The 23,820-nt window shown below is 72.1% G+C and carries 22 protein-coding genes; 14 read left to right on the plus strand and 8 right to left on the minus strand.

The window, feature by feature from the left end; all coding sequences use genetic code 11:
• Positions 1 to 356 precede the first annotated feature (356 nt).
• From ACZ5NH_RS36375 to ACZ5NH_RS36395, 5 genes are all read left to right on the plus strand, one after another.
• Entirely contained in the window at positions 357 to 1,271 is a 915-nt protein-coding gene (locus tag ACZ5NH_RS36375; RefSeq protein ID WP_468781435.1) for a winged helix-turn-helix domain-containing protein, read from the plus strand.
• 243 nt (positions 1,272 to 1,514) lie between these two features.
• Complete coding sequence (locus ACZ5NH_RS36380; RefSeq protein WP_468781437.1) at positions 1,515 to 3,806, plus strand: phosphotransferase; 2,292 nt, start codon at positions 1,515 to 1,517, stop codon at positions 3,804 to 3,806.
• 9 nt (positions 3,807 to 3,815) lie between these two features.
• The gene (locus ACZ5NH_RS36385) at positions 3,816 to 4,427 is read left to right on the plus strand and encodes a TetR family transcriptional regulator (RefSeq protein ID WP_468781439.1); all 612 of its coding nucleotides are present in this window, start codon (positions 3,816 to 3,818) and stop codon (positions 4,425 to 4,427) included.
• A gap of 54 nt (positions 4,428 to 4,481) precedes the next feature.
• Positions 4,482 to 6,512 (plus strand): HelD family protein, encoded by a 2,031-nt coding sequence (locus ACZ5NH_RS36390; protein ID WP_468781441.1) that lies wholly within the window; start codon positions 4,482 to 4,484, stop codon positions 6,510 to 6,512.
• A 274-nt stretch (positions 6,513 to 6,786) separates the two neighbouring features.
• On the plus strand, positions 6,787 to 7,269 hold the full coding sequence (locus ACZ5NH_RS36395; RefSeq protein WP_468781443.1) for an HAD domain-containing protein: 483 nt from the start codon (positions 6,787 to 6,789) through the stop codon (positions 7,267 to 7,269).
• Between the two features lie 13 nt (positions 7,270 to 7,282).
• Here the strand turns inward: ACZ5NH_RS36395 and ACZ5NH_RS36400 are convergent, their stop codons facing one another.
• Entirely contained in the window at positions 7,283 to 9,652 is a 2,370-nt protein-coding gene (locus tag ACZ5NH_RS36400; protein ID WP_468781445.1) for an ATP-binding cassette domain-containing protein, read from the minus strand.
• A 150-nt stretch (positions 9,653 to 9,802) separates the two neighbouring features.
• On the opposite strand from ACZ5NH_RS36400, the gene ACZ5NH_RS36405 reads away from it, so the two are divergent.
• From ACZ5NH_RS36405 to ACZ5NH_RS36425, 5 genes are all read left to right on the plus strand, one after another.
• A complete protein-coding gene (locus ACZ5NH_RS36405) occupies positions 9,803 to 10,369 on the plus strand; it encodes a carboxymuconolactone decarboxylase family protein (RefSeq protein ID WP_468781447.1) in 567 nt (188 codons plus the stop codon).
• Positions 10,366 to 11,232 (plus strand): RNA polymerase sigma-70 factor, encoded by an 867-nt coding sequence (locus ACZ5NH_RS36410; protein ID WP_468781449.1) that lies wholly within the window; start codon positions 10,366 to 10,368, stop codon positions 11,230 to 11,232. The genes ACZ5NH_RS36405 and ACZ5NH_RS36410 overlap by 4 nt, the downstream gene beginning before the upstream one ends.
• A gap of 138 nt (positions 11,233 to 11,370) precedes the next feature.
• The gene (locus ACZ5NH_RS36415) at positions 11,371 to 11,847 is read left to right on the plus strand and encodes a helix-turn-helix domain-containing protein (RefSeq protein WP_388630812.1); all 477 of its coding nucleotides are present in this window, start codon (positions 11,371 to 11,373) and stop codon (positions 11,845 to 11,847) included.
• A 76-nt stretch (positions 11,848 to 11,923) separates the two neighbouring features.
• Positions 11,924 to 12,514, plus strand: a complete 591-nt coding sequence (locus tag ACZ5NH_RS36420) for a hypothetical protein (protein WP_451554203.1) — start codon at positions 11,924 to 11,926, stop codon at positions 12,512 to 12,514.
• A 120-nt stretch (positions 12,515 to 12,634) separates the two neighbouring features.
• Positions 12,635 to 12,973, plus strand: a complete 339-nt coding sequence (locus tag ACZ5NH_RS36425) for a DUF2516 family protein (RefSeq protein ID WP_388630806.1) — start codon at positions 12,635 to 12,637, stop codon at positions 12,971 to 12,973.
• A gap of 130 nt (positions 12,974 to 13,103) precedes the next feature.
• Here the strand turns inward: ACZ5NH_RS36425 and ACZ5NH_RS36430 are convergent, their stop codons facing one another.
• The 3 genes from ACZ5NH_RS36430 to ACZ5NH_RS36440 form a co-directional block, all read right to left on the minus strand.
• Positions 13,104 to 14,405 (minus strand): PP2C family protein-serine/threonine phosphatase, encoded by a 1,302-nt coding sequence (locus ACZ5NH_RS36430; RefSeq protein WP_388630803.1) that lies wholly within the window; start codon positions 14,403 to 14,405, stop codon positions 13,104 to 13,106.
• A 279-nt stretch (positions 14,406 to 14,684) separates the two neighbouring features.
• Entirely contained in the window at positions 14,685 to 15,752 is a 1,068-nt protein-coding gene (locus tag ACZ5NH_RS36435) for a C40 family peptidase (protein WP_468781452.1), read from the minus strand.
• A gap of 198 nt (positions 15,753 to 15,950) precedes the next feature.
• Positions 15,951 to 16,799 (minus strand): class I SAM-dependent methyltransferase, encoded by an 849-nt coding sequence (locus ACZ5NH_RS36440; protein WP_468781454.1) that lies wholly within the window; start codon positions 16,797 to 16,799, stop codon positions 15,951 to 15,953.
• Positions 16,800 to 16,962: 163 nt separating this feature from the next.
• Between ACZ5NH_RS36440 and mshA the strand changes: the two genes are divergently transcribed.
• Positions 16,963 to 18,300, plus strand: coding sequence for a D-inositol-3-phosphate glycosyltransferase (gene mshA / locus ACZ5NH_RS36445; RefSeq protein WP_468781456.1), 1,338 nt, complete (start codon positions 16,963 to 16,965; stop codon positions 18,298 to 18,300).
• The gene (locus tag ACZ5NH_RS36450) at positions 18,293 to 18,796 is read left to right on the plus strand and encodes a type III secretion system chaperone family protein (protein WP_388630793.1); all 504 of its coding nucleotides are present in this window, start codon (positions 18,293 to 18,295) and stop codon (positions 18,794 to 18,796) included. The genes mshA and ACZ5NH_RS36450 overlap by 8 nt, the downstream gene beginning before the upstream one ends.
• A gap of 407 nt (positions 18,797 to 19,203) precedes the next feature.
• Here the strand turns inward: ACZ5NH_RS36450 and ACZ5NH_RS36455 are convergent, their stop codons facing one another.
• Complete coding sequence (locus tag ACZ5NH_RS36455) at positions 19,204 to 19,848, minus strand: methyltransferase domain-containing protein (RefSeq protein ID WP_468781458.1); 645 nt, start codon at positions 19,846 to 19,848, stop codon at positions 19,204 to 19,206.
• 18 nt (positions 19,849 to 19,866) lie between these two features.
• Entirely contained in the window at positions 19,867 to 20,667 is an 801-nt protein-coding gene (locus ACZ5NH_RS36460) for a helix-turn-helix transcriptional regulator (RefSeq protein ID WP_468781460.1), read from the minus strand.
• On the opposite strand from ACZ5NH_RS36460, the gene ACZ5NH_RS36465 reads away from it, so the two are divergent.
• Positions 20,666 to 21,142 carry a DUF2000 family protein gene (locus ACZ5NH_RS36465; RefSeq protein ID WP_468781462.1) on the plus strand — a complete coding sequence of 159 codons (477 nt, stop codon included), beginning with the start codon at positions 20,666 to 20,668 and terminating at the stop codon, positions 21,140 to 21,142. The two genes, ACZ5NH_RS36460 and ACZ5NH_RS36465, sit on opposite strands and share 2 nt — an antisense overlap.
• A gap of 9 nt (positions 21,143 to 21,151) precedes the next feature.
• On the opposite strand, the gene ACZ5NH_RS36470 is transcribed toward ACZ5NH_RS36465, so the two are convergent.
• A complete protein-coding gene (locus ACZ5NH_RS36470) occupies positions 21,152 to 21,631 on the minus strand; it encodes a carboxymuconolactone decarboxylase family protein (RefSeq protein ID WP_468781464.1) in 480 nt (159 codons plus the stop codon).
• Positions 21,632 to 22,102: 471 nt separating this feature from the next.
• Between ACZ5NH_RS36470 and ACZ5NH_RS36475 the strand changes: the two genes are divergently transcribed.
• Entirely contained in the window at positions 22,103 to 22,345 is a 243-nt protein-coding gene (locus ACZ5NH_RS36475) for a hypothetical protein (RefSeq protein WP_451554196.1), read from the plus strand.
• 101 nt (positions 22,346 to 22,446) lie between these two features.
• Here ACZ5NH_RS36475 and ACZ5NH_RS36480 read toward each other — a convergent pair whose 3' ends face one another.
• On the minus strand, positions 22,447 to 23,703 hold the full coding sequence (locus ACZ5NH_RS36480; RefSeq protein ID WP_468781505.1) for an MDR family MFS transporter: 1,257 nt from the start codon (positions 23,701 to 23,703) through the stop codon (positions 22,447 to 22,449).
• Between the last annotated feature and the right edge of the window lie 117 nt (positions 23,704 to 23,820).

Consider the following 23,820-nt stretch of genomic DNA (forward strand, 5'->3'; position numbering starts at 1 on the left):
CGGCCGCCGGGATCCCGGCCTCCGGGGCGTCGGTCTCCGGGATCCCGGCCTCCGGCCGGCCCCGCCGCTTACGGGCCCAGGCCCGCAGCGACGCCAGGACCCCCACGCCCCAGAGGACCAGCTGGGTCAGGTCGTCGATCTGCACGTCGAATCCGAGCACATGGATCGTCACGGCTTGCACCCCTTCCGGGCCCCCGGCAACCGGTCAACCCCTCAAGTCCGCGCTGTTGACTGACGAAGTTGACTGCTTGTGGCAGCATGCCCGGCCAACTAGATCCAGTAACCGTGTAGTTGACTTGACTGGTTGCCTGACGGTCATGGGTTTGCCGACGGTGCGCGGGAGGTACGTACCGCGTGTGACGACGGAGCGGAAGGACGAGACCGGCGGCCACGAGTTTCACCGGGTCACGGAGGAGCTGCGGGCCCGGATGGCCGACGGCTTCTACGCCGTGGACGACTATCTGCCCTCCCAGGCGGCCCTGGCACAGGAGTTCGGGATCTCCCGGGACACCGTGCAGCGGGCGCTGCGCGTGCTGCGCGGGGAGGGCTGGATCCAGTCCCGGCAGGGCAAGGGCTCGCGGGTGGTGCGAAACCAGCACGTCCGTTCCTCGACGCCCCGGGCGAGCAGGTCACGCCGTCAGCTGACCCTCGGTCCACTGATCGCCGAGGCGTTCGAGCAGCGCGAAGTCGCCCTGGACATCTACACGTTGACGTCCGAGAGCCTGAACACCCACATGCATGTGCAGGCGGAGCGGATTCGCAGCAAGAGCATCGCGCCGCAGAGCATCACCCTGCGGCTGATCGTGCCCTCCGCGATCGACGCCCTGCCCTACCCGCGGGGCGTGCACGACGGGAAGGACGACGAGCGGCTGCGCAAGCGGCTGCGCGGCATCGCCGAGACCCACCTCGCCTCCCTCGACAAGGTCCTCAGGGAGCTGCACACGGAGAAGCTCGTCCCGTCGGTGAAGTACGAGTTCCGCCACCTGAACTCCGCCCCGATGTTCAAGCTCTACATCGTCAACCGCACCGAGGTGCTGCACGGCCCGTACATACCGTTCGTCCGCCCGGTGATGCTCGACACCGGCGAGGAGGTCGAGGCGGTGGACGTCCTGGGACTGGGCGCGACCCTCACCCACCACGTTCGCGACGACCGTACGGACTCCCCGGGGTCGAGCTTCGTGGACGGCATGACGGCGTGGTTCGAAGCCACGTGGGAGCTGCTGACGGACGAGGCCGCGAAGTCGGCGGCCGGGACGGCGGCGCAAGTGTGAGGCCCGGAACACCGTCGGGTATGGGATAGCATCCGCCTACCGTCCGAGCGACCGCTCGGGTTCTCGCGTGAGGGATGGCGACGAGCCAGCCTCTGCCGGCTCGGCGCGGACGAGTGGCACACCACCCGCCTGACTGCTCGACCGGGTCGCAGGTTGTGTTGTCCGTCGTCCGGGGAGTTAGCGTTTTCCCCCGACCCGTCTCGTCCCCCTCCAGCGCAGCGCGATCGAAACCCGGAGCGACCAGTGGGCGCACCACCCGTCCCCCGCGACACGGCGGGGCCGCGCTCCGGCCGGGCCCGGACCGACGCCGTATGGCGGTCCTTCGTGGCGGAGGCCGCCGCGCGGGGGCGCACCAGCGGCGGTTTCCACAACGACAACCACGTGCTGCCGCTGCCGGAGCCCATGGCCCGGCTGCTGGGCCGGAAGCCGGGCACCCTCGTGACCGTACGGCTGCCGCGCGCCGACGCCCTGCCCGTGGTGATCCGGACCTGGCGCAGCGAGGCGGGGATCCTGCGGGCCGTCAAGGGCGTGCTGCCCAACGTGCCCGAGTGCCTGGTCGAGGGCGACGGCTTCGCCGTCCACAGCTATGTGGAAGGCGTGCCGCTCTCCAGCGTCTGCCGGGCCGGCAAACCGGTCGACCGCCTGCTGGTCGGGGCCCTGGCGGACCTGCTCGCCCAGGCGGCCCAGGTGCGGGGGCCCGCGCTGCCGCCGCTGCCGCCCCTGTGGCCCCGGAACCACACCGACAGCCAGGGTTTCCTGCAGACCCTGGCCCGGCTGGCCGACCTGCAGATCCGCAAGCCCAACTGGGCCCGCTTCGGCGGCCTGTTCGCCGCTCTCGGCATCCCCGAGGACGCCCTGGCCCGGCTGGCCGAACGGGTCCCCGCCATGTCCCGCCGCCCCTACGGGCTGCTCCACGCCGACCTGCACCGCGACAACGTGATCATGTCGTACGGCGGTGATCCGCCCCTGATCTGGGTCGACTGGGAGCTTGCCACCTACGGCGACCCGCTGCACGACCTCGCCGTCCATCTGGTCCGGATGCAGTATCCGGACCACCAGTGGGACGAGGTCGTCGAGGCGTGGGCGCGCGCCATGGGCCGGGTGCGGCCGGCGGCGGTCAACGGCGTCACCCGGGATCTGCGGCACTACGTGGCCTTCGAACGGGCGCAGTCGGTGTACCCCGATGTGATGCGGGCCGCGAAGTCGCTGGAGGACTCCTTCGACCAGAAGAGCCTGGACGAGGCGACGGCATGGGTGCACCAGGCCGTGCAGGCGGCGGCGGAGCCACTGCGGCTGGGCCGGGTGCCGGGGCGGGAGGAGATCGAGCGGATCCTGTTCCGCTGGCGGGCGTCGGTGCGGCCCGGTGCCGCGACGGGCACCGGTACCGCGACGCCGGCCGGTGGCGGGCCGTGGCGGGGCCCGGTCGCCCGGGCGATCGACTGGAAGCCGGACCGGCGTGTGCCGGCACACCCCGGCTTCCCGCACGCCGCGGTCGCCGACGCCCTGGTCCTGGAGGGCGCGGCCCCGGCCCACCGGGTGTTCAAGGGCACCGCGCACCTCAACACGGTGCTCCGGGTCCCCGGCACGCCGTTCCCGGTCGTCGTCCGCCGCAAGGTCGCGGACGTCACCCGGCGCGAGCGCAGTTTCCTCAGCGAGCACGCCGTGCTCCAGGCCATCGAGCGGTCCGGGGCGGCGGTGGCGGCCCCCCGGGTGCTGGCGCTGGGCGAGAGCCACTCCAGGGACCGTTCCGGCATCCGCACCTACTCCGGTGACCGGTTCGCCGTCCACACCTACGAGGGACCGCCCGACGTGGACCGGCGGCCCGAGCACCCGGTGCACGGGCTGCGCCCGCACGAGGCGGACGCCCTCGTCGACCAGCTGGCCGCGCTGACCGAGGTCGACTACACCCTGGTCGACCCGCTGGCCGGCCGGCCCGGCTTCTACATCTGGCTCAGCGACCAACTGGTGGCGCTGGTGGCCCGGCTGCCCAAGGAGTCGCAGCAGCTGGCCCGCTTCCTCGGCCTGCCCGACGCGGCCCGGCTGCGCGAGATCCTGGCCCGGCACCAGGTCACCGACCGGGCCGCCGCGCTGCTGCACGGTGACCTCAACCCCTGGAACCTGGTGCGCCGCGGTGACGACCTCGCGCTGACCCTCATCGACTGGGAGCTGGCCGTGGTCGGCGACCCGCTGTACGAGCTGGTCCGGCACATGCACCTCACCCCGACCCGGCCGGAGATCCGCGACCGCATGTTCCGCCGCTGGGAGAGCCGGCTGCCGGTCCGGTTCACGAAGAACTGGCAGGAGGACTGGCGGGTGTACCGGTGGATCGAGATCGTCCGTTCCGCCTACGTCGACCTCGACCGCCTGGTCACGGGCGCGAGCCTGGACGCCCCCAACGTCCGCCGCGCGGTGGACTCGTACGCGATGACCCTGGCGGCGGCCACCGCCTCCCTGGGGCTGTCCTCGCGGCGCCGGACCAACCCGTACCTCACCCGCGCCCTGGCCTGGCCCACCCGCCCGGGCGGCGCTGCGTAGGCTCGCCCCATGGGTGAGATGGGCCTGCGTGAGCGCAAGAAGCGGCAGATGTACCAGGACGTGTCCGACATCGCCGTACGGCTGTTCCTGGAGCGGGGCTTCGACGCGGTGTCCGTGGCCGAGGTCGCGGCGGCGGCCGGGATCTCCAAGCCGACGCTCTTCCGGTACTTCCCGGCCAAGGAGGACCTGGTCCTGCACCGGATCGCGGACCACGAGACGGAGGCCGCGCGGGTGGTCGCCGGGGCGGCCGATCCGGTGGACGCGCTGCGCCGGCACTTCCTGGCCGGTCTCGACCGGCGTGACCCGGTCACCGGCCTGAACGACCACCCCCAGGTGCTCGCCTTCCACACCCTGCTCTACGGCACCCCGGCCCTGGTCGCGCGGGCGCACTCCCATCTGGAGCGGTCGGAGGCGGCGCTCGCCGAGGCGCTCGGGGGCGGTCTGGACGCGCGGCTGGCCGCCGGGCAGATCATCGCCGTACAGCGCATCCTCGCCCAGGAGAACTGGCGGCGGGTCGCGGCGGGGGAGCGGGTCGAGGAGGTGGCGCCGGACGCCGTACGGGCGGCCGAGCGGGCGTTCCGGCGGCTGGGGGAGGGGCTGCCGGAGCTGAAGCGAGCATAATGAGACTCGGTTAAAAATGTAACCCGGTAACGCTATGGCGGTACGCTGGTCGCCATGACGTCACTCGACCCCGCCCTCACGGACACCCTGCACAACGAGCGCGCCTACCACGACACCTGCCGTGCCGCCCTCGCCGCGATGGTCGAGGGCGCCGCCGAACAGGTCGTCGTCGGCGAGGACGTCTCCGCCTCCGGAGCCGACGCCGAGGTCCTCGGCCACCGCCTGCGCAGCCAGGCCAAGGCACTGCGCGAACTGCCGCCCGGCCCGCTGTTCTTCGGCCGCCTGGACTTCACCGACGGCGACCCCGGGCACGGCGGGCAGCACTACCACGTCGGCCGCCTGCGGATCACCGAGGACCCGGCCGCCCCACCCCTCGTGGTCGACTGGCGGGCTCCCGTCTCCCGCGCCTTCTACCAGGCGAGCGCCCGCGACCCGCGCGGCGTCGAGGTACGGCGCCGGTTCGGCTGGGCGCCGGGCAGCCGGGGCGAGTCCGCCGACCTCACCGGGCTGGAGGACGAGCACCTCGGCCGGGGCGAGTCCCGGACCAGCGACATCGTGGCCCGCGAGATCGAGCGGCCGCGCGTCGGGCCCATGCGGGACATCGCCGCCACCATCCAGCCCGAACAGGACGACCTCGTCCGCGCCGCCCTCACCGACTCGGTGTGCGTCCAGGGCGCGCCCGGCACCGGCAAGACGGCGGTGGGCCTGCACCGCGCCGCGTACCTGCTCTACACCCATCCCAAGCGGCTCCAGCGCGCCGGACTGCTGATCCTCGGCCCCAACCGCACCTTCCTGCACTACATCGCCGAGGTGCTGCCCTCGCTCGGCGAGACCGGCGTACGCCAGTCCACCCTGCTGGGCGAGATCGCCCGGCACCCGGTCACCGGCACCGACCCGGCGGCCACGGCAGCGCTCAAGCACGACGCCCGCATGGCCGAGGTGCTGCGCCGGGCGCTGTACGGCAGGGTCACCACCGACGGCGTGCGAGACCTCGCCGTGAAGGACGGCTCCGGCTGGTGGCGGGTGCGAGCAGCGGAACTGGCCGCCATCGTCGAGGCGGTGCGCACCGAGGAGCCGCCGTACGCCATCGGCCGCGAGCGGGTGCGCGCCCGGGTGGTACGGCTGCTGCGCGAGCGGGCCGAACGGCGCGCCGGGGTGCTGCCGGCCTCCTGGGTGCGCCGCATGGAACGGGCCCGGCCGCTCACCGAGCACCTCGACCTGGTCTGGCCGAAGGTCCGCCCCGAGGAGGTGCTGGCCCAACTCCTCACCGATCCGGCGGTGTTGTCGCGGTCGGCCGACGGCCTCCTGGACCCGGACGAGCAGACGGCGCTCCGGTGGCCCCGCCCGCCCCGCTCGTACAGGTCGGCCCGCTGGTCGGCCGCCGACCTGGTCCTGCTGGACGAACTGTCGGGGCTGATCGAGCATCCGGAGGGCTACGGCCACCTCGTCGCCGACGAGGCGCAGGACCTCTCGCCCATGGAGTGCCGGGCCATCGCCCGCCGCGCCGCCTTCGGCTCGCTGACCGTCCTCGGCGACCTCGCCCAGGGCACCACCCCGTGGGCCGCCCGCGACTGGTCCGTCCAGCTGCGCCACCTCGGCCGGCCGGACGCGGCCGTGGTCCCGCTGACCACCGGCTTCCGGGTGCCGGCGGCCGTCGTGGAGCTGGCCAACCGCCTGCTGTCCCGCCTGGACGTGTCGGTGCCCCCGGCCCACTCCCTGCGCGCGGACGGCGAGTTGAGGCTGCGCCCGACCGACGACGTGCCGGGCACGACCGTGACCGCGGTGCGCGAGGCGCTGGCCCACGAGGGCTCGGTGGGCGTCGTGGCGGCCGACGCGGACCTGGACGCCGTACGGTCGGCCCTCACCGCGGCGGGCCTGGACCCGGCCGGCCCGGACGCGCTGGGCGCCCGTGTGACACTCGTCCCGGCGACCCTGGCCAAGGGCCTGGAGTACGACCATGTCGTGGCCGTGGAACCGGCGGCGGTGGCGGAGGCGGAGGAGCGCGGCGCGCACCGCCTGTACGTGGTCCTGACCCGTGCGGTCTCCCGCCTGGACGTGGTCCACACCCGCCCACTGCCGTTCTAGGCCCTGTCGTCGAACTCCCGCCGGTCTGGGGGTCCCCCGGCTGAAGGCTGGGGGAGTGCCGGCCCTGGCCCTCGTACTGGATGTACTTGGGCCCGGGCCCGGTGCGACGAGTGGAGGTGCCCCTTTGGGGGGAGCGTGCATGGCGTCGCGGGGGCTGGGGGCACCGCCCGGCCGAAGGCTGGGGGAGGGAGTTTGACGACAGGGCCCAGGCCCACCGCTTCCTCAGCGACGAGATTCTGGCGGCGCAGGGCTTCGGGGGCTGATCCTGAGGGTCATGCTGCTCTTCCTCGACGTCGACGGCCCGCTCATCCCGTTCGGGGCGGCGGACCGCGGCTACCCGGTGTACGACGGCCCGTGGGTGCCCGCCGACGGCCATCCGCTACTGGCCCGTGTCGATCCGGCGCTCGGACCCCGGCTCGTCGGGCTGGGCTGCGAGCTGGTGTGGGCCACGACCTGGATGGACGACGCCAACGCCTGCCTCGCGCCCTGGCTGGGCCTGCCCCCGCTGCCCGTCGTGCAGTGGCCCGAGACGGTCGGGCCGCCGGAGCCGCAGCACTGGAAGACCCGGCCGCTGGTCGCCTGGGCGTCGGGCCGGCCGTTCGTCTGGGTGGACGACGAGATCACGGAGGCCGACCGCGCCTGGACCGCCGCCAACCATCCCGGCCTCGCCCTCCTCCACCGGGTCGACCACCGGCACGGCCTGACGGAGAGCGACTTCGGGATCCTGGAGGACTGGCTGCGGGAGGCCGGCCACTGACACCTGGGGCCCCTCACGCCCCCACGTACTCGGCCAGGTGCTCCCCCGTCAGCGTCGAGCGCGCGGCGACCAGGTCCGCCGGGGTGCCCTCGAAGACGACGCGGCCGCCGTCGTGGCCCGCGCCGGGGCCGAGGTCGATGATCCAGTCGGCGTGGGCCATGACCGCCTGGTGGTGTTCGACCACGATCACCGACTTGCCGGAGTCGACCAGGCGGTCCAGGAGGGCGAGGAGCTGTTCCACGTCGGCCAGGTGGAGGCCCGTCGTCGGCTCGTCGAGGACGTAGATCCCGCCCTTGTCGGCCATGTGCGTGGCCAGCTTCAGGCGCTGGCGCTCGCCGCCGGAGAGGGTGGTGAGCGGCTGGCCGAGGGTGAGGTAGCCGAGGCCGACGTCGGACATGCGGTCGAGGATCTTGTGGGCCGCCGGGATGTGCGCCTCGCCCGCGGCGAAGAACTCCTCCGCCTCGGTCACCGACATCGCCAGCACCTCCGCGATGTCCCGCCCGCCGAAGGTGTACTCCAGGACCGAGGCCTGGAACCGTTTGCCCTCGCACTCCTCGCACGTCGTGGCGACCCCCGCCATCATCGCCAGGTCGGTGTAGACGACACCGGCGCCGTTGCAGGTGGGGCAGGCGCCCTCGGAGTTGGCGCTGAACAGCGCCGGCTTCACGCCGTTGGCCTTGGCGAACGCCTTGCGGATCGGCTCCAGCAGCCCGGTGTACGTCGCCGGGTTGCTGCGCCGCGAGCCGCGGATCGGGGTCTGGTCGATCGACACGACGTCCGCGCCCGACGGCATCGAACCGTGCACCAGCGAGCTCTTGCCGGAGCCGGCCACACCCGTGACGACGCAGAGCACGCCCAGCGGGATGTCGACGTCCACGTTCCGCAGGTTGTGCGTCGTCGCGTCCCTGATCTCCAGCGCGCCCGTCGGCTTGCGCACCGTGTCCTTGACCGCCGCCCGGTCGTCCAGATGCCGGCCGGTGAGCGTGCCGCTGGCCCGCAGCCCCTCCAGCGTGCCCTCGAAGCAGACGGTGCCGCCCGCCGTACCGGCGCCGGGACCGAGGTCGACGACATGGTCGGCGATCGCGATCGCCTCCGGCTTGTGCTCCACGACCAGCACGGTGTTGCCCTTGTCGCGCAGGCGCAGCAGCAGCTCGTTCATCCGCTGGATGTCGTGCGGGTGCAGGCCGATGGTCGGCTCGTCGAAGACGTACGTCACGTCGGTGAGGGAGGAGCCGAGGTGGCGGATCATCTTCACGCGCTGGGCCTCGCCGCCCGACAGCGTGCCCGCCGGCCGGTCCAGCGAGAGATAGCCGAGGCCGATCTCCACGAACGAGTCGAGGGAGTGCCGCAGGGAGGCCAGCAGCGGTGCCACCGACGGCTCGGCGAGCCCGCGCACCCACTCCGCCAGGTCGCTGATCTGCATCGCGCACGCGTCGGCGATGCTGACGCCGTCGATCTTCGAGGACCGGGCCGCTGCGGTGAGCCGGGTGCCCTCGCAGTCGGGGCAGACGGTGAAGGTGACCGCACGGTCCACGAACGCCCGGATGTGCGGCTGCATGCCCTCCTTGTCCTTGGCGAGCATCGACTTCTGGATCCGCGGGATCAGACCCTCGTAGGTCATGTTGATGCCCGCGATCTTCATCCGGGTCGGCTCGCGGTGGAGGAAGTCGTGCAGCTCCCGCTTGGTGAACTTACGGATCGGCTTGTCCGGGTCGTACAGGCCGGACTCGGTGTAGAGGCGGTAGTTCCAGCCGCCCGTCTTGTAGCCGGGGATGCTGAGCGCGCCCTCGTTGAGGGACAGGGAGTCGTCGTAGAGCTGGGTGAGGTCGAGGTCGGTGACCGTGCCCCGGCCCTCGCAGCGCGGGCACATGCCGCCGGTGATGCTGAAGCTGCGCCGCTCCTTCACCTGCTGTCCGCCGCGCTCCACGGTGACCGCACCGGCACCGCTGATGGAGGCGACGTTGAAGGAGTACGCCTTGGGCGAGCCGATGTGCGGCTTGCCGAGCCGGCTGAACAGGATGCGCAGCATCGCGTTGGCGTCGGTGGCGGTGCCGACGGTGGAGCGGGGGTCGGCGCCCATCCGCTGCTGGTCGACGATGATCGCGGTGGTGAGCCCGTCGAGGACGTCGACCTCGGGGCGCGCGAGCGTCGGCATGAAGCCCTGCACGAACGCGCTGTACGTCTCGTTGATCAGCCGCTGCGACTCCGCGGCGATCGTGTCGAACACCAGCGAGCTCTTGCCGGAGCCGGACACACCGGTGAACACGGTCAGCCGGCGCTTGGGCAGCTCCACGCTGACGTCCTTGAGGTTGTTCTCCCGGGCGCCGTGCACACGGATCAGGTCGTGGCTGTCGGCTGTGTGCGGTGCGGTGGCGTCGTCCATGGCGGTCACGGTAGCGGGGCGGGAGCGCCCGGCGCTTCTCGAATCCTGACCACAATCCCGACGACCCGACGAGCCGGGTGTCACGCCCGGGAGCCCGGCGGTGTCTTCATGGCGAACCGGTCAGCACATGAGTCGTATGAGGAGGACACCATGACGCTCCGCGTCCCGAAGGCCGAGCTCGGCCGCGAGATGGCCGAAGCCCTGCTCGAACAGTTCGGCGCCGTGCCCGAACCCCTCCAGGCCACCTGGCACAACCCCGAGGTCGCCCAGGCGGCCCAGGAGATGGGGGCCCGGGTGAACGCGTGGGACGTGGCCGACGAGAACCTGAAGTCGTTCGCGCACATGGCCGTCGCCGCACTGGTCGGCTGCAGCTGGTGCCTCGACGTCAACTACTTCCAGGTGCAGAACAAGAACCTGGACCTGGCCAAGGCCAGCCAGGTGCCGCGCTGGCGGGAGTCCGACGTCTTCACCCCGCTGGAGCGGGACGTGCTGGAGTACGCCGAGGCGATGTCGGCCACGCCACCGACCGTCGCGGACGAGCTGTCCGCGCGCCTGCTGGACCGGCTCGGGGCGGCGGCGCTGGTCGAGATCACCGCGGCGATCGCCTTCGCCAACTTCGCGACCAGGAACAACACGGCTCTCGGGGTCAAGTCCCAGGGCTTCTCGGACGCCTGCGAGATCCCGCTGGCCGCGCGTCCGGAGCAGCCGGCCTCATGACCGAGGATCCCTTCGTCACCCACCGCAGCCTGCTCTTCACGGTCGCCTACGAGATGCTCGGCTCGGCGGCCGACGCGGAGGACGTGCTGCAGGAGTCCTGGCTGCGGTGGGCCGGCGTCGAGCAGGCCGGCGTGCGCGACCCGCGGGCCTACCTGGTCCGGATCGTCACCCGGCAGGCGCTCAACCGGCTGCGCACCCTGTCCCGCAGCCGCGAGGAGTACGTCGGCGAGTGGCTGCCGGAACCGCTGCTGACCAGCCCCGATGTCGCCGAGGACGTCGAACTCGCGGAGAGCGTGTCGATCGCGATGCTGACGGTCCTGGAAACCCTCGGGCCGGCCGAGCGGGCGGTGTTCGTGCTCCGCGAGGTCTTCGAGCTGCCCTACGACGAGATCGCCGAGGCCGTCGGGAAGACGGCGGCCGCGGTACGGCAGATCGCGCGGCGCGCCCGTGAGCACGTGGCGGCCCGGCGGCCCCGGGTGCGGGTGAGCCGCACCGAGCAGCAGGCCGTGGTGGACCGCTTCCTCGCCGCGCTGCGCACCGGGCAGCTCGGGGAGCTGCTGGAGATCATGGCCCCGGACGTGGTCATGGTCACCGACGGGGGCGGGGTGGTGGCCGCGGCCATGACGCCGTTCCACGGGGCCGCCGTGGTCGCGGACGTCCTCGCCCGCGCACACCGGCGGGTGGACTCGCTGGAGACGACGGCCGTGTGGCTCAACGGCGCCCCGGCCGGCCGCGTCGACTTCGACGGTGAGCCGAGTGCGGTGGGCCTCACGGTGGAGGACGGCCGGATCACCCGGATCCACGTGGTGCGCAACCCGCACAAGCTGACCCGCCTGCACGAGCCGGCCGAACTCGCCCGGTAGAGCCCTTGGCCGCGATCACACCGCGGGGCTCAACGGTGAGCACGGACTCTTCATCGGTTTCCAACGGGTCCCCGCCCCCGACACACAATTGCAAGCGGGTGCTTGCAATTGTTAGCGATGGTGGGGCAAGGTGGAGACATGGCATCGCTGAACGTCGGCAATCTCGGTGAGTACCTGCGCGAACAGCGGCGGAACGCACAGCTGTCGCTGCGGCAACTCGCCGATGCCGCCGGGGTGTCCAATCCCTACCTGAGCCAGATCGAGCGCGGGCTGCGCAAGCCCAGCGCGGAGGTGCTCCAGCAGGTCGCCAAGGCCCTGCGCATCTCCGCCGAGACGCTGTACGTCCGCGCCGGAATCCTCGACGCCGAGCGGGACCGGGATGAAGTGGAGACCAGGGCGGTCATCCTCGCCGATCCCTCGCTCAACGAGCGGCAGAAGCAGGTGCTGCTCCAGATCTACGAGTCCTTCCGGAAAGAGAACGGATTCGGGATCGGCGAGTCCGCCGGCGACGAGGACAGCGCTCAGGAAGCGGACACCGCCGGCACCACCGTGCCCGGCACCGGCAGTGCCGGCGGACACGATGCCGATGCAGGCCCGCGGCGGACGGCCGGGTAACCGGACCAGGGCGCCGGCTACCACCGCGGACCACACCAACCTCAGCCGAACGCGAATCCGGGAGGACCTGATCACCATGGCCATCACCGACGACCTGCGCAAGACCCTCAGCGACCCGACTCCGCTCTACTTCGCCGCCGGCACCGCCGACCTCGCCTTCCAGCAGGCCAAGAAGGTGCCCGCCCTGGTCGAGCAGCTGCGCGCGGAGGCCCCGGCCCGCATCGAGGCCGTGCGCAACACCGACCCGAAGGCCGTGCAGGAGAAGGCCGCCGCCCGGGCCAAGGAGGCGCAGGAGACCCTCCAGACCAAGGTCAACGAGTTCCTCGGCACCCTCGACGTCGACCTGAAGAAGCTCGGCGAGCAGGCTCAGGACCTCGCCCTGCGCGGCGTCGGCGTCGCCGCCGAGTACGCCGTCAAGGCCCGCGAGACCTACGAGAAGGTCGCCGAGCACGGCGAGCAGGCCGTGAAGAGCTGGCGCGGCGAGGCCGCCGAGGAGATCGAGGACTTCGCGATCGCCGTCGAGGGCAGGCCGGAGCCGGCCGAGGCCCAGGGCGAGCCGAAGCCGGTCGTGGCCGAGCCCGCCGCGGACAGCAAGCCGGTGGCGAAGAAGGCGCCGGCGCCCCGCAAGACCACCACCGCGAAGAAGACGACGCCGCCGGCCAAGTGACCGGCAGCGGCGGGATCACACCGAGATGACAGCGGGCCGGGCACCTTGGGGGTGTCCGGCCCGTTGTACGGGTACGGTGGCTGTACGGACGACTCGACTCGGGTGGTGGGCATTGTGCTGATGACGGCAGTCGGCGGAGTGATGTGGCTGATCTTCACCGCCATGCTGGCGCTCGCCATCGTGGCGTTCGTGATGGCGGCGATCTTCCGCGATGACGCGTACCGCGCCGCGGACAAGCAGAACAAGGGCTTCTGGCTGATCATCCTCGGCATCGCGGTCGCCGTGAACCTCTTCGTGCCCATGCTGTTCCTGCAGCTCGCGGGCCTGGTCGCCTCGATCGTCTTCTTCGTGGACGTACGGCCCGCGCTCCAGCAGGTCTCGGGCGGCAAGGGCTTCCGCCGCCGCGGACGCGGAAGCAGCAGCGACGGTCCTTACGGCCCTTGGAACGGCGGCCGCTAGCCGATTCCGGGCGCGGATACCAACCCGAGGGGCGCGGGGCTGCATTCGATATGCGGCTCCGCCGCGTGGGCGCGACCAGCCACAACGCACCCGCACCCGGCGATGGCGCGCAACCTCCTGGGCGAGACCCCTACGGCGCCCGATCCAGCAGCACCACAGCCACATCGTCGGTCAGCTCCCCACCATTGAGCTCCCGCACCTCACTGACCGCCGCCCGCAGCAGCTCCTCCCCCCGCAAACCCTCGGAGAGCTGGCGGCGGATCATCGACACCATGCCGTCCTGGCCCAGTCGCTCGCCGTCCTCGCCGACCCGGCCCTCGATCAGGCCGTCGGTGTAGAGCATCAGGCTCCACTCGGAACCCAGCTCCACCTGCATCCGCGGCCAGCGGGCGCCGGGCAGCAGGCCGAGGGCGGGGCCGTTGTTGTCGTACGGCAGCAGCCGGGCCTGCCGGCCGGGGCGGGCCAGCAGCGGGGCCGGATGACCGGCCAGGCACAGACCCGCGCGGCGGCCGTCGGGCGCGATGTCCACCGTGCACAGGGTCGCGAAGATCTCCTCGTCGGCCCGCTCGTGCTCCAGCACCTGCTGGAGGGTGCCGAGCAGCTCGTCGCCGCACAGGCCCGCCAGTGTCAGCGCCCGCCAGGCGATGCGCAGCTCCACGCCGAGCGCGGCCTCGTCCGGGCCGTGACCGCAGACGTCGCCGATCATGGCGTGCACGGTGCCGTCGGGGGTGCGCACGGCGTCGTAGAAGTCACCGCCGAGCAGCGCGCGGGAGCGGCCGGGGCGGTAGCGGGCGGCGAAGCGCAGCGCGGAGCCGTCCAGCAGGGGCGTGGGCAGCAGCCCGCGCTCCAGGCGCCGGTTCTCCTGCGCGCGCAGCCGGCCCTCGGCCAGCCGTCGCTCGGCCGAGTCGGAACGTTTCCGCTCCACCGCGTAGCGAATGGCGCGGCTGAGCAGCCGGCCGTCCAGCTCGTCCCGGAAGAGGTAGTCCTGCGCGCCCACGCGCACGGCCTCGGCGCCGCGCTCGGCGTCGCCGGAGGCGGTCAGCGCGAGCACGGCATGCCGGGGCGCGAGCCGGAGCACGTGCTTGAGCACGGCCAGCTCGTCGTCGGCGTCGCTGCGGCCGGGCGCGGGCAGCGCGAGGTCCAGCAGGATGCAGTGGACGTCGTCGGTGAGCAGCCGCTCGGCCTCGGTGAGGTTCCGGGCGGTGCGGACGCGGATCGGCTTGCCGGCCGAGTCCAGCAGGTCGGGCACGATCGGCGAACCGGCCGGATCGTCCTCGATCAGCAGCAGGGTGAGAGTGGCGCCGGTGCCGCTCGTGGCCACGGCGTCGCGGTGGGCCTCTTCCTTGAGGGGGCCGCCGCCTGCGGTGGCAGCCTGCGCCTGACCACTCTCCACGGCCGGGATCGCTCTCTGCCGCGGTACGGGTACGGGCATCTCTTGGTTCCTTCCCTCCCCCCGAGGGCATGGTGGCGCCGAGGGTCTCGATGCCACCGACGGGGACCATAGCGGGTGCTCCCGCCTCGATGGAATGGTGTGAGCCGCGTCGCTCGCGCGCAGGACGCTGTCATATGCCGCTTTCCGTACGACAGTTGGACAGGGCACCCCGGCACGGAGGATGACGAAGCTCACGTCCGTCCGGGGTTTGAGCGGAGATTGGTGGTGGAGTGGGTCACATGACGCACATCACGGGCGCCTGGCCGGAGATGACCTGGCTCACGCGTCCGGTCGTACGACCCCGAGGATCGGCATCGAGCCGGCGCCCGCGACCGTCACCGTCCGCCCGGGGCGCGGGGCCTGGATGACCGCGCCGTCGCCGACGTAGATGGCGACGTGGCTGGCGTCGTCGAAGTAGATGATGAGGTCGCCGGGGCGCATGTCCTGGATGCCGACGCGCTTGAGCTGCTGCCACTGCTCCTGCGAGGTGCGCGGGATGGGGTGGCCGGCCGCCGCCCAGGCCTGGGAGGTCAGGCCGGAGCAGTCGTAGGACTTCGGGCCCTCGGCGCCCCACACATACGGCTTGCCGAGCTGGGCGGCGGCGAACGCGACGGCCTTCTCGCCCTGCGCGGACGCCATGCCGTGGATCTTCTTGAGGATGCCGGTGTCCAGCCACTGCGTCTGCGCCTTCAGCGCGGCCTGGTCCTCCAGTTGGGCGAGCCGCTCCCGGTCCTTCTTCTCCAGGGCCGACTCCAGCTTCTCGGCGGCGTCGATCTGCTGCTGGATCTTCTTCTTGGCGGTGGCCTTGGCCTTGCGTTCGCCGTCCAGCTTCCGCCACTGCGCGGACGCGTCGTCGGCGTACTCCTGCAACTGCTTCTGCATGGTCGTCAGTTCGGTCATCAGCGACTTCGTCGCCCGCTGGCCCTGGAGCACCAGCCCGGCCCCGTCCAGGACCTGCCCGGGGTCGTCACTGAGCAGGAACTGGGCGGTGGGCGGGATGCCGCCGGTGCGGTACTGGGCGCGGGCGGCGGCGCCCGCCTGGTCCTTGAGCTGCGCGAGCCTCCGCTGTCCTTCGTCGATCTTCTTGGCCAGCGCGACGATCTGGGCGGACTGCTGCTTCGCCTTCTCCTCGGCCGCGTTGTAGGCGTCGGTGGCCACGGCCGCGTCGTGATAGAGCTGGTCGAGCTTCTCGCGGACCTTCTCCAGATCCTTGCTCGGCGGGGGAGTCGGGGACGTGCTCGGAGTGGGCGCCGGCGCGGCGAAGGCCGTGCCGGGCGCCGCCAGCACGGTCACCGCACAGACCACGGTCACGGCGGCCGAGAGGATGCTGTGCTTGCCCCAGCCCATCACATAATCTCCCCAAGCTGATTTACCGTCAGTAACTTACGATGCCGGGGGGATGGTGTCACGTTGCGACACAGAACGACAGAGGTCGGCGACAGAGTGAACTGTTCCCCGCACCCGCCCCACCATGACCATCTCCCCGCCGGTGTGACGTACGGCGCACGAGGATCGTTCCGTGTCGCCGCCCCCGTACGGGTGATGTCAGCTCCGGGGTGCCAACGCCCCCCACGCCACCGTCACTTCACCCTGCCGCCAGCGCACCGGGCCGTCCGTCACCGGCCAGTCGGCCGTCAGGTCCCGCACCGCGCGCAGCCAGCGCTGCCGGGCGCCGTAGGAGGCGTAGGGCGCGGCGGCGGCCCAGGCGCGGTCGAAGTCGCGCAGGAAGGCGTGTACCGGCTCGCCGGGTACGTTCCGGTGGATCAGCGCCTTCGGCAGCCGCTCGGCGAGGTCGGAGGGTCGCTCCAGAGAGCCCAGCCGGGTGGCGAAGGTGACGGTCCGCGGCCCCTCCGGGCCGAGCGCCACCCAGACGTGCCGCCGCCCGATCTCGTCGCACGTGCCCTCGACCAGCAGTCCGCCGCGCGAGCGGCCGCCGGCCGGGGCGAGCCGCGCGCACAGCCGCTCCCAGACGGCGGCGACCTCGGCCTCGTCGTACTGGCGCAGCACATTGGCGGCCCGGATGAGAATCGGCCGCCCGGGCACGGGCACCTCGAAGCCGCCGTGCCGGAAGGTCAGCCCCTCGCGCTCGTACGGCCGCGCCGCCGCGACCCGTTCCGGTTCGATCTCGACGCCGATCACCCGCGTGCGGGGCGCTGCGGTGCGCAGCCGGCCGAGCAGTTCCACGGCGGTCCAGGGGGCGGCGCCGTAGCCGAGGTCGATGGCCAGGGGCTCTGCGGCGCGGCGCAGATCGGACCCGTGCGTGGCGGCTATCCAGCGGTCCATGCGGCGGAGCCGGTTGGGATTGGTGGTCCCGCGCGTCACCGTTCCCACGACGGGGGTCCCCCCGCTCGAACGAAGCCGAGAGTGGGGGAGGGTCGCTGCGCGGGCTGTCATGCATACGAGGGTAAGCGGGCCGGTGACGCCCAACCCCGATGGCAATGATTGAGTAAAGCCGCTGGGCGGGGAAATGGCACGGCACCCGGCGGACGTTGCACCTCCTTGGAGGGCGAGGTCGGTCCTCCGTCCGGCATGCCCGCAGCAAGGAGAGGACCGCCAGGTGAGCCAGTACGTCAGCAGGCTCGGGCGACGCTCCCCGTCGGCCGCGTCACGGCTACGACTGCACCGCAGACCCCGCCGCGTCGCCATGCTCTCCGTGCACACCTCCCCGCTCCACCAGCCCGGCACCGGCGACGCCGGCGGCATGAACGTCTACATCGTGGAGCTGGCCCAGCGGCTCGCCGCCCAGGGCATCGAGGTCGAGATCTTCACCCGGGCCACGGCGGGCGGCCTCGCGCCCACGGTCGAGCTGGCGCCCGGCGTCCTCGTCCGGCACGTCGACGCCGGCCCCTACGAGGGCCTCGCCAAGGAGGACCTCCCGGCCCAGCTGTGCGCCTTCACGCACGGCGTGATGCAGGCCTGGGCCGGTCACCGCCCCGGCCACTACGACCTCGTCCACTCCCACTACTGGCTCTCCGGCCACGTCGGCTGGCTCGCCGCCCAGCGCTGGGGCGTGCCCCTGGTGCACGCCATGCACACCATGGCCAAGGTCAAGAACGCCAACCTGGCGGACGGCGACACGCCCGAGCCCGCCGCCCGCGTGATCGGCGAGACCCAGATCGTGGCCGCCGCCGACCGGCTCATCGCCAACACGGCCGAGGAGGCCGACGAGCTGGTACGGCACTACGCCGCCGACCCCGCGAAGGTCGCCGTCGTCCACCCGGGCGTCAACCTCGACCGCTTCCGCCCCGCCGACGGCCGCGCCGCCGCCCGGGCCCGGCTCGGTCTCCCGCAGGACGCCCTGATCCCGCTCTTCGCCGGCCGCATACAGCCCCTGAAGGCCCCGGACGTCCTGCTGCGCGCGGTGGCGGTGCTGCTGGACGAGCGCCCGGAGCTCCGCTCCCGGATCCTCGTCCCGGTCGTCGGCGGCCCGAGCGGCAGCGGGCTCGCCAAGCCGGAGGGGCTGCAGAAACTCGCCGCCCGGCTCGGTATCGCCGATGTGGTGCGCTTCCGTCCGCCGGTCGGGCAGGAACAGCTCGCGGACTGGTTCCGGGCCGCGTCCGTGCTGGTCATGCCGTCCTACAGCGAGTCCTTCGGGCTGGTCGCCATCGAGGCCCAGGCGGCCGGCACACCGGTGCTCGCGGCCTCGGTCGGCGGACTGCCGGTGGCCGTGCGCGACGGCGAGACCGGCTTCCTCGTGAGCGGCCACCATCCCGCCGACTACGCGCGCGTGCTGGGCCGTTTCGTCGACGAGCCGTCCCTCCCGGCGAGCATGGGCGCGGCCGCCGCCCGGCACGCCGAGTGCTTCGGCTGGGACCGCGCGGCCGCCGAGACCGCGGACGTCTACACGGCCGCGACCCAGTCCCACCGCCGTCGCGTACGCTCCCACCATGGGTGATGGTCAGAAGGCGGCCGGGCAGGTCCTGGAAGGCGTCCTGAAGGACGCCGAACTGGAGTGGGAGAGCCCCGAGCCCGGGAACTACGTGGTCAAGCTCCCCGGCACCCGCAAGCTCTCCACGACGGTCTCCTTCCTCGTGGGCCGCCACTCCCTCTCCCTGAACGCCTTCGTCGTCCGCCACCCGGACGAGAACGAGGCGGGCGTCCACCGCTGGCTCCTGGAGCGCAATCTCAAGCTGTACGGCGTGAGTTACGCCGTCGACCGCCTCGGCGACATCTACGTCACCGCGCGCCTGCCCCTCGCCTCCGTCACCCCCGACGAGATCGACCGCCTCCTCGGCCAGATCCTGGAAGCGGCCGACGGCGCCTTCAACACCCTGCTGGAGCTGGGCTTCGCCTCCTCCATCCGCAAGGAGTACGCCTGGCGGGTGTCCCGGGGCGAGTCCACGCGCAACCTGGACGCGTTCAGGCATCTGATCGAACGCCCGGCGGACTGACTTCCGTACGACCCCTTCATATAGGTGAATATGAAGAAGGCGGGTGGACATGAGCAGCACGCACCTCACGCGACGGACCGTGCCGGCCGGTGCCACGGCCGTGGCGCTCGGCGCGACCGCAATCGGGACGCCGGCTGTCCTCCTGCAACGTCTGATCGCGCGGCCGGATGCAGATGGGGCCACCTTCGACAGCCACCGGGGCCTGCCCTTTCGCCAACGTCCGCACGGACATCACGGTGAACAGCAACGGCCGGCACGGCGGAGACCCACTCCGCGACGGTCGGCGTCGACGAGGTCACCGAGTTCGACCAGATCGACCGGTGATCTGCACGCGCGCCTGGGGTTGTACCCCACGACGGACGCGGTCCGGCCCCGCAACCTGTACGAGGCGCAACGGGACCTGTGACTCAGGCGCGGCGCAGGGCGTCGTAGCCGACGAACGTGAACATGCGCTCGCCTCGGGGCAGTTGGCGGGGCACGCCGGTGAACCGGTGGGCGCCGACGGCCTGGACGAGACGGGGTTCGGACACCCACAGCCGCTCGAACCCGCGCTCCTCCAGCCAGCCGCACACCCGCGGGACGAGGTCGGGAGCCCTGCGGTTGCGGGTCCACACCACCGTGCCGCCCGTCCGGCACAGGCGCGTGGCATGGTCGAGGGTGCGTTCCACGTCGGCGTCCGTGATGTTGCCGAGGACACCGCAGAACAGCACGAGGTCGGCGGGCGCCACGTCCAGGTAGTGGTCGGTCGACGCGGCATCGCCCACGACGACCTCGACCCCCGGGAGCCCGGCGGCCTCGGCCACGCGCCGGGCCGCCGCGGCGTTCCGCTCGTCCAGCTCCACCAGCCGCGCCCGCACGTCGTGCCCCCGCGGGTGCCCGGTGAGCGCGCCGATCAGGTCGCGTCCCTGCCCGGCACAGACGCTCAGCGCGGTGAGCGGGCCCGCGGGCGCGTGGTCGAGGGCGTCACGGATACGGTCCTGGACGGTCGCCAGCCGCTGGACGAAGGGGGAGTCCGCCCTGTCGTACGTGTCGTGCCACGCATGCCAGTCCATACGCGGAGCGTACGGCGATCACCCCCGGGCCGTCCGGGAAAACCGACCCGGCGTGACTCCCACCAACTTCCGGAAGTGCCGCGTCAGATGGGACTGGTCGAAGAACCCCGTCGCCGAGGCCACTTCGCCCGGCGAGCGGCCGTCGAGGAGGAGGCGGCGGGCGCGGTCGATGCGGCGGGAGTTGAGGTACTGGTGCGGTGCGATGCCGTAGGCGGTGCTGAACGCCCGTACCAGGTGGGCGGGATGGGCATGCACGAGGCGCGCCGCCTGGCCGAGGGTGAGGCCGTCCACCACGTGCTCGTCGAGGAGTTCGCGCAGGCGGCGGGCGAGCGCGGGGTCGGGGCGCGGGGGCGCCGGCGCCGCCGACGGCCGTAGATGCGCGCGCAGCCGCTCGCCGACGAAGGTCAGCCGGCTCTCGGCCTCCAGCTCGTCGCCGGGCCGGGCGAGAGCGGAGTGCAACCGGCCGACGCGCCGCCGCAGCACCGGATCCCGCAGATCGGGCGTGTCGACGGCACGCCCGATGAGATCCTCGCCGAGCCGGCTGCTGTCGAGGTAGACGACCCGCTTGCGGAAGCCGTCCGGGGTGGCCGGGGAGCCGTTGTGCGGCACGTGCGGCGGGAGCAGCGTGACGGTGTCGTGCGGGGTGCCGTGCTCGTGCCGGTCCAGGTCGTACCGTACGGCGCCGTCGTCCACGATGAGCAGCGTCCAGGCGTCGTGGACGTGCATCGGATAGGCGTACTCGGTGAAGTGGGCGTGGAAGACCTCGGTGACGCCCGGGACGCTGGGGCGCCACGCGCTGACTTCCTGGCGGGCGGCCATGCAAAGAACGTACAAGACCGCACCGCAAGGCGGTCGGCAGTCTCATTCCATGAGCACTGAACCCATCCGTTTCGACACGAAGATCGCCGTGCTGCTGCGCGAGGACCTGGAGCCCTGGCAGCGGCTCAACGTCACCGCGTTCCTGGTCAGCGGCCTGGGCGCGACGGTCCCCGAGGTGATCGGCGAGCCGTACGAGGACGCGGACGGGGTGGCGTACCTGCCCATGTTCCGTCAGCCGGTGCTGGTCTTCGAGGGCTCGAAGGAGACCCTGAAGTCGGCCCACGGCAGGGCGCTGAGCCGTGCCCTGCCCCGTGCCGTCTTCACCTCGGACCTGTTCGCCACGGGCAACGACCGCGACAACCGGGCGGCGGTCCGCGCCGTGCCGACGGCGGAGCTGGACCTGGTGGGGCTGGCGGTGCACGGCCCCCGGAGCGGCGTGGACAAGGTCCTCAAGGGGGCACGGATGCACCCGTGAGGCTCCTGGTCACGGTCGGTCGAACATGCCGGGCTGGTAGTCGCCGGCGGGCTGCCGGACGATGACGTTGACGCGGTTGTAGGCGTTGATCAGGGCGATCAGCGCGACGAGCGCGGCGAGCTGGTCCTCGTCGTAGTGCTTGGCGGCGTTCGCCCAGACCTCGTCCGGGACGCCGCCGGCCGCGTCGGCGATACGGGTGCCCTGCTCCGTCAGCTCCAGCGCGGCCCGCTCGGCCTCGCTGAACACCTTGGCCTCCCGCCAGGTCGCGACCAGGTTCAGCCGCTGCGCCGTCTCGCCGGCGGCCGTCGCGTCCTTGGTGTGCATGTCGAGGCACATCCCGCAGCCGTTGATCTGGCTGGCCCGGATCTTCACCAGTTCCTGCGTGGCGGCCGGCAGGGTGGAGTCCGTGACCACCTTCCCCGCCGAGTTGACGTACTTGAAGAGCTTGGCGGTGACAGCGTTGGTGAAGAGGTTCAGGCGAGCGTCCATGATGTCCTCCCGTGTGGTCTTTCGTCGGCTACACCTCCATGACGGATCCCTGCGGGGAGATGTGACGGGGTCGAGTGTGACCTGCGTCACCGACCGGTCCGGGGATGGGCTCGTCCGGGGCGCGCATTCATCCGTGAACGGAATCTGCACAGTGCGTACGCATCCGCGGGCCGAGCGGGTTCCGTTGGTGTGGAGTTGTCCCGCTCGGCGCGGCCGTGGCAAGGGCTGTGGCCCGCCTGTGCGGCGCGACATGTGGAGGAACTGGCCCCAACGCGTGACCGCGCCCGCACGGATGCGTCATCCAGGGTGCTCAACTGACCCGGTGCGAGCGCCGGTTGACTGGCTGCCCGGCACGCTCCGTGGTTTGATCGCTCGCACCGCCGGATTGCGCCAGGTGTCCTGAAAGGGACGGCGTACGCCTGCGGTCGCGGCCCGATGCCAGTCCCCAGCGGGCCGCTTCCCCCTTGGACCATGTGGACCATCCATGCGAAGGGCAGTTTCATCATGAACGCCGCTCACCAGATCCAGACCGTCGAGATCTCCGACGCCGACCTCGACACCGTCTCCGGTGGCCTGGCCCCCGAGGCCAGCTTCACCGCCGACTCCACGACCCTGAACAGCGCCGCCGCGCTGTCCCAGCTCGGCGCCGTCCAGGGCGAGGTGCTGGGCGCCCTCTCCCAGCCCCACCAGATCGGCGTCAACCTCACCATCTGAGATTGCCGATCGCTCCGATCGCCGCACCGGGCCCCCTGCCGGAGAACTTCCCGGCAAGGGGCCCGGTCGTGCGCGGGACGTGCGTGCCGGACGTCCGTCCCTCAGGCGGCGCTGACCTCCGGCTCGGCGTCGTCCGTCCTCGGGGCCGCCACCGCCGGGCTCTCCTTCGGCAGCCCCCGCATGAGCACCCCGTACCCCAGCCCGGCGACCGTCCCCACCGACGCGCACATGCCCCACAGCCACTCCGCGCCCAGCCGGTCGATGACCGCGCCGGACATCAGCGGGGCGACCAGCGCGGCGACCGACCAGGACAGCGTGTACACGCCCTGGTAGCGGCCGCGCCCGTGCACCGGGGACAGCCGGACCACGAGTCCGGTCTGGGTCGGCGCGTTGACGATCTCCGCGAGGGTCCAGACGCACACGGTGACCATGAAGACGCCGACCGAGCCGGCGAACGCGGTGAGCCCGAAGCCGTAACCGGCGAGCAGCGACGAGACGATCAGCAGGGTGCGCGGATCGCGGTGCTCGATGAACCGGGTGACCGGGATCTGCAGGGCGACGATCAGGATGCCGTTGACGGCGATGGCGACGCCGTAGTCGGCGGGCGAGAACCCGGCCCGCCCCATGGCCACCGGCAGCCCCACCGACCCCTGCTGGAAGATGAGGGCGACCAGGAAGGACAGCCCTACGACGGCCATGTACCGCCCGTCCCGCAGCACGGTCCCGAGGCTGACGGCGCCGTCCTTCTCCTTCACCTGTGCCGTCGGCCGGGACTCGGGCACCTTGAGGAAGACGACGAGCGCGCAGGCCAGGGTCATCCCCGCCTCGATGATGAAGCCCGCGAGATAGCTGAACTCGGCGATGAACCCGGCGGCCATGGAGGAGACGGCGAACCCGAGGTTGATCGCCCAGTAGTTGAGGGAGAAGGCCCGCACCCGGTCCTCGGGCCGGACGATGTCGGCCATCATCGCCTGTACGGCGGGCCGGGAGGCGTTGGAGGCCATGCCGACGAGGAAGGCGACGCAGGCGATGGCGAGGGGACCCGTCATGAAGCCGAGCACCGCGACGGAGACGGCCGTGGCCGACTGGGCGATGAGCAGCGTCGGCCGCCTGCCGAGCCGGTCGGCCATGACCCCGCCCCCCAGTGAGGAGACGACCCCGCCCAGCCCGTGCAGAGAGGCGACGAGACCGGCGTAGGAGGCGGAGTAGCCGCGGTCGAGGGTGAGGTAGAGGGCCATGAAGGTGGCCACGAACGCGCCGAGCCGGTTGACGAGGGTGCTGGTCCACAGCCACCAGAACTCACGAGGGAGCCCGGAGACGGACTCCCGGGCGGCACGTCGGAAACGGGCGGCGGACATGACAAGACCCCCCACGGATCGAAGGATGCCCCGGTGGGGGCGCGGCAAGCGGTACTGGGCGCAGCGGTAAGCGGCTCAAGCGGTAGGCACAACTTACATAAGGGCTCTGTCGTGAGC

Source organism: Streptomyces sp. NPDC031426 (assembly GCF_055581585.1).

Excerpts from the sequence above, each read along its gene's own strand:
- ACZ5NH_RS36385 (WP_468781439.1), top strand. The coding sequence starts at position 3,816 with ATGGGTGAGATGGGCCTGCGTGAGCGCAAGAAGCGGCAGATGTACCAG.
- ACZ5NH_RS36390 (WP_468781441.1), top strand. The coding sequence starts at position 4,482 with ATGACGTCACTCGACCCCGCCCTCACGGACACCCTGCACAACGAGCGC.
- ACZ5NH_RS36395 (WP_468781443.1), top strand. The coding sequence starts at position 6,787 with ATGCTGCTCTTCCTCGACGTCGACGGCCCGCTCATCCCGTTCGGGGCG.
- ACZ5NH_RS36400 (WP_468781445.1), bottom strand. The coding sequence starts at position 9,652 with ATGGACGACGCCACCGCACCGCACACAGCCGACAGCCACGACCTGATC.
- ACZ5NH_RS36405 (WP_468781447.1), top strand. The coding sequence starts at position 9,803 with ATGACGCTCCGCGTCCCGAAGGCCGAGCTCGGCCGCGAGATGGCCGAA.
- ACZ5NH_RS36410 (WP_468781449.1), top strand. The coding sequence starts at position 10,366 with ATGACCGAGGATCCCTTCGTCACCCACCGCAGCCTGCTCTTCACGGTC.
- ACZ5NH_RS36415 (WP_388630812.1), top strand. The coding sequence starts at position 11,371 with ATGGCATCGCTGAACGTCGGCAATCTCGGTGAGTACCTGCGCGAACAG.
- ACZ5NH_RS36420 (WP_451554203.1), top strand. The coding sequence starts at position 11,924 with ATGGCCATCACCGACGACCTGCGCAAGACCCTCAGCGACCCGACTCCG.
- ACZ5NH_RS36425 (WP_388630806.1), top strand. The coding sequence starts at position 12,635 with ATGACGGCAGTCGGCGGAGTGATGTGGCTGATCTTCACCGCCATGCTG.
- ACZ5NH_RS36430 (WP_388630803.1), bottom strand. The coding sequence starts at position 14,405 with ATGCCCGTACCCGTACCGCGGCAGAGAGCGATCCCGGCCGTGGAGAGT.
- ACZ5NH_RS36435 (WP_468781452.1), bottom strand. The coding sequence starts at position 15,752 with ATGGGCTGGGGCAAGCACAGCATCCTCTCGGCCGCCGTGACCGTGGTC.
- ACZ5NH_RS36440 (WP_468781454.1), bottom strand. The coding sequence starts at position 16,799 with ATGACAGCCCGCGCAGCGACCCTCCCCCACTCTCGGCTTCGTTCGAGC.
- ACZ5NH_RS36450 (WP_388630793.1), top strand. The coding sequence starts at position 18,293 with ATGGGTGATGGTCAGAAGGCGGCCGGGCAGGTCCTGGAAGGCGTCCTG.
- ACZ5NH_RS36455 (WP_468781458.1), bottom strand. The coding sequence starts at position 19,848 with ATGGACTGGCATGCGTGGCACGACACGTACGACAGGGCGGACTCCCCC.
- ACZ5NH_RS36465 (WP_468781462.1), top strand. The coding sequence starts at position 20,666 with ATGCAAAGAACGTACAAGACCGCACCGCAAGGCGGTCGGCAGTCTCAT.
- ACZ5NH_RS36460 (WP_468781460.1), bottom strand. The coding sequence starts at position 20,667 with ATGGCCGCCCGCCAGGAAGTCAGCGCGTGGCGCCCCAGCGTCCCGGGC.
- ACZ5NH_RS36470 (WP_468781464.1), bottom strand. The coding sequence starts at position 21,631 with ATGGACGCTCGCCTGAACCTCTTCACCAACGCTGTCACCGCCAAGCTC.
- ACZ5NH_RS36475 (WP_451554196.1), top strand. The coding sequence starts at position 22,103 with ATGTGGACCATCCATGCGAAGGGCAGTTTCATCATGAACGCCGCTCAC.
- ACZ5NH_RS36480 (WP_468781505.1), bottom strand. The coding sequence starts at position 23,703 with ATGTCCGCCGCCCGTTTCCGACGTGCCGCCCGGGAGTCCGTCTCCGGG.